5 protein-coding genes and 1 rRNA gene are annotated in these 3,681 nt (G+C 66.9%); 4 read left to right on the forward strand and 2 right to left on the reverse strand.

All coding sequences use genetic code 11. The features are described 5' to 3' along the window. Together rrf and IO36_RS48675 are read left to right on the forward strand one after the other, a co-directional pair. A 5S ribosomal RNA gene (gene rrf, locus IO36_RS43510) occupies window positions 1-86 on the forward strand; the annotation flags it as partial. Window positions 87-289: 203 nt separating this feature from the next. Next, window positions 290-727 carry a hypothetical protein gene (locus IO36_RS48675; RefSeq protein WP_245173604.1) on the forward strand — a complete coding sequence of 146 codons (438 nt, stop codon included), beginning with the start codon at window positions 290-292 and terminating at the stop codon, window positions 725-727. Window positions 728-822: 95 nt separating this feature from the next. Here the strand turns inward: IO36_RS48675 and IO36_RS47200 are convergent, their stop codons facing one another. Beyond that, window positions 823-981, reverse strand: coding sequence for a hypothetical protein (locus IO36_RS47200; RefSeq protein WP_158997712.1), 159 nt, complete (start codon window positions 979-981; stop codon window positions 823-825). Between the two features lie 279 nt (window positions 982-1,260). Continuing rightward, entirely contained in the window at window positions 1,261-1,833 is a 573-nt protein-coding gene (locus IO36_RS35930; RefSeq protein ID WP_078943662.1) for a suppressor of fused domain protein, read from the reverse strand. A gap of 105 nt (window positions 1,834-1,938) precedes the next feature. Between IO36_RS35930 and IO36_RS35935 the strand changes: the two genes are divergently transcribed. Both IO36_RS35935 and IO36_RS35940 read left to right on the forward strand, forming a co-directional pair. After that, window positions 1,939-2,352, forward strand: a complete 414-nt coding sequence (locus IO36_RS35935; RefSeq protein ID WP_037626522.1) for a hypothetical protein — start codon at window positions 1,939-1,941, stop codon at window positions 2,350-2,352. 323 nt (window positions 2,353-2,675) lie between these two features. Further along, window positions 2,676-3,131 (forward strand): VOC family protein, encoded by a 456-nt coding sequence (locus IO36_RS35940; protein WP_037626523.1) that lies wholly within the window; start codon window positions 2,676-2,678, stop codon window positions 3,129-3,131. The last annotated feature ends 550 nt before the right edge of the window (window positions 3,132-3,681 follow it).

The following is a 3,681-nucleotide window of genomic DNA, read 5'->3' on the forward strand; positions in this document are numbered from 1 at the left end:
GTTACATTCCGAACCCGGAAGCTAAGCCTCACAGCGCCGATGGTACTGCAGGGGGGACCCTGTGGGAGAGTAGGACGCCGCCGAACAAATTGTGAAGAAGACCCCTGGACCGGGGATACCGGTCCGGGGGTTTTCTGCGTTCAGGAGCTTTTATCCGAAACCCGATTTCAGACGGCGTCGGACCGGCCGACCAGCTGCCGAAGTCTGCGGGCGTTCCGCGGAGTCATGGCGAGCATCACGGCCTCGAGGGAGGGCTGAGATGACACGGAGGCCGTCTATCGATGAGGCCGTGGGGCTGCTTGAAGGCGAACTGAAGGCGGGGCAGCGTGCGTTGGCGGACCTCGGGACGGAAGACGTCTGGCAGGCTTTTCTCCGCTTCGGCCGAAGGCTGTTCGACGTCTCGGATGCGCCTGATGGTGACGGCCTGCTTTTCCAGTACGGGACCTACTCGTTCGATGGTCCTCCGACCTTCACGGTGGACCTGGCCCGTCAGTTCGAGGTCGCCGACGCCGATGGCGAGTACGACCACTACGTGCAGGTCCACTGCGAGCTTCGCTACGGATCCGGACGTGCCCTGGAAGCCTTGGGAAGCTTCGACTCGTGGTTCTTCCACGGCGCTGGTGCTGACCTCGAGGCGTGGGCCGGCGAGCTGATCGAGATGCCGGCATGGACGGCGATCAGAACGCTCACGCCGATCGAGATCCGTGTGTCCCAGGAGCAGGTGTAGTTGCTCGCAGCCGTCGTGACAGGCCGACCGTCCCACCGGCGCTTCAGGAGCGGAAAGCCCCGCTCTGACGCCGCGTGGCCGACGGCCCTCAGGCCTCAACAACCATCAAGGCCCAATGCATCGGGAATGCCCCGGACCCAGCCGGCCCGGGCCGGCTCTTCCGCGGCGATCTGCTCCAGGGCCTCGTTGAACCGCCGGCGCTCGGCCGTGTCCATCCTGCTGAGCTCATGGGCGATGCCCTCCAGGGTGCTCAATGCAGAATGCGACTCAGGCCCGTCCTGGACGAGATCCTCCAAGGTCGCTATCGCCGTCAGAAGGGCCCTGACCACCTCGGCACCCTGAACCACGGCCCCACCCTCTTCAACGTGACTGGCTACGACTGGATGCTGCCACCCGGGCAGGCACCCAGGACACCCTCGGTGTCGGATGCCCTGCGACCACTCACGCTGTTCCACCGAACCTCAGATCTTGGCTGTAGTCCTGCCCAATGCGTGAGAGAAATCCGGGGCAGCCCGGTCCATGCGGGACGGGACTCAGAGGTCGAGCTGGGGGCGGTTGGGGTTCAGGAGGTCGGGGTTCTGGTGGGTCAGGGCTTCTTCGAAGGGCTGCCAGCCCTTCTCGTGGATGAAGGCGGTCTCCTCCGCGGTGATGGGGACGAGCCAGGCGATGACGACCTCGCTGCCGTTCTCGACGGTTACCGAGAAGAAGTCGTCGTCGAAGTAGACGGGCATTGCCGTGTAGAGGGACGTCATCGTTCCGCCGGGCAGGGGGATGGGCAGCGGCACCACGTCGCCGCGGAGAATCGCCTGACCGCTCGCCACCAGCCGGCCGCTGACGTAATCCAGAACGTCGGGGAAGGGCCCGTACCCGTCGGCGCGGACGGTGGTCTCGCAGGCCAGCAGTTCCAGGTGGTAGTGGCGGTCCGTGGTCGGATGCCGGAGCGGTGTACGAGAGAGACCCACCGTTGCGAACGACTGGGCGCCCGGGAGCCGGCCTTCGCGGAAGTGGGCCACCTGGGGAGCGCCCTCGGGAGAGCCGGCGGGCGGGGACCAGGCGCCGGTCATGCGCCCGAGTCTGCTCTCAAGATGGTCTATGAGCTCCGGCATCAGGGTTCCCTCTCCGCATCCGGGCACGTCTGGCCCGAAGGTGGTCAATGATCCCTTGGGCCTGGGCGATCGTCCGCAGGGGAGGGGCGTGAGAGTCTCACGTCCGTGGCTACTGAGACCGAAGTGGGTGAGCTGCTGCACCGGCGTGGCCGGCGGACGGCGTTCACGGTCGCGGGACGGGTGAACGCGTGGGCCACTCTCGTCGGTGCGATCGAGCGCGGCTACGGCGACGACATCTACGAGTACACCAACGACCTCTATAGCCGGAACTGGCTGCACGAGGCGTGGATCCTGCTGGACGAACACGTGGTGCAGCTCTGGACCCCGCGGATCACCGCCTTGGACGACCGGTACAAGGCCGCGACCGTCGACGACGACGGCCAGGCGCTCGACCGGTTCCACCGGCTGCCGGGTCCCGACCTCTGGTGGTGGCGACGCCATCCCCGCATCCTCACCGGAGAGCTCGGGAGCTCGCTCCGCTCGGCCGGCGCCGTCGGGACCGACCTCGATGAGGCTTGACCCTCAGGCCGCGTTGTCAGTGGCCGATCGTTTGGCGGCGGTCGGCGGTCGGCGGTCGGCGGTCGGCGGTCGGCGGTCGGCGGTCGGCGGTCGGCGGTCGGCGCGGGCTGGCTGCCGGGTCCGGAGGTAACCACGTCCCGCCCCAGGCAGACCCGCTGAAGATCCGCGAGCTGTTGGAACACGGCGAGTCGAGGGAGTGGTGGCCCGGGATGGAGATCCCTCGGTGTCTCGGAGGCTGGGCCTGGAGGGGCGCCACCAGTAGCTGAACAGCCCCAACTGGTCGTCGCAGCAGGGATGTCAGAGGGCTCTGTCAGGCTCGGAGTATGGACATGACGCTGATGCTGACGATCGACTGTGCCGATCCCCCGAGGCTGGTGGCCTTCTGGAGCGAGGCGCTCGGATACGTCCCCGAACCTCCGCCGGGCGGCCATGCCACGTGGCGGGAGTACTGGGCGGCCATGGGGGTCCCCGACGAGGAACTGCCCGCAGGGGCGGGCGACGTCCCGGAGTCGATCGTCGATCCCGAGGGGCGAGGTCCCCGGGTGTGGTTCCAGAAAGTCCCGGAACTCAAGACCATCAAGAACCGGATCCATCTCGATCTGAAGGTCGGCGGCGGCCGCGACGTCCCGTTGGCGGTCCGCACGCAGCTGGTCACCGCCAAGGTGGAAAGACTGGTCGAAGCCGGCGCCACGGTCGTCCGGGTCACGGACGCGCCGGACATGGGCCACTACGCCGTCCAGTTGCAGGACCCCGAAGGCAACGAGTTCGACGTCGTCTGAGTCTGAGGGCAGAGGAGAGGTAGGGGGCGGCCCGCCTGCCGTCCTTGGGGTCGCCGGCCGCGCCTTGCGCGGCCGGCGACCTGGTGGAACGGGACCACCGTCATCCACTTGGCGGCACTCCGGCCCGCCGGCATCTTCAGCTGCGCCGGGCTTTGTGAGGGACGCCCGGCTCTGGTCCGGTCGCAGGCCCTGCTGTGCGTCCATGTGTGAGACGGATGAGGTGGCGGTACCGTCTGCTGGCTGACACGGGTCCGCGGGTCGCCGTACAAAAGATCTTGACAGGGGCTGTTGACACTGCCCTGCAGCATGAGTAAAGTTCTTCGAGTTGTCACGGAGCCGGAACGGTTCAGCGACGGCACCTCCGCCGCAGTAGCGGCAAACCAATCTTCAGCACGATCTCCCGACGGGCCATCATGGCTGGGACGAGGTTCCTTTGAAAAAGTCCTGCCCTTTGGGGTAGGCGCACAGCGAGGACGCTGTGAACCGAGGGATTATTCCTCCCTCTGGTTCCGCTCTCGTGGTGTTCCACCGGATTACCGGTAAACATTCA

It is taken from the genome of Streptomyces aureus (assembly GCF_000725495.1).
GTDB classification, from domain to species: domain Bacteria; phylum Actinomycetota; class Actinomycetes; order Streptomycetales; family Streptomycetaceae; genus Streptomyces; species Streptomyces aureus_B.

Bases quoted from the DNA above. Each gene is read 5' to 3' on its own strand.
- IO36_RS35930 (WP_078943662.1), bottom strand. From the start codon at position 1,833: ATGCCGGAGCTCATAGACCATCTTGAGAGCAGACTCGGGCGCATGACC.
- IO36_RS35940 (WP_037626523.1), top strand. From the start codon at position 2,676: ATGGACATGACGCTGATGCTGACGATCGACTGTGCCGATCCCCCGAGG.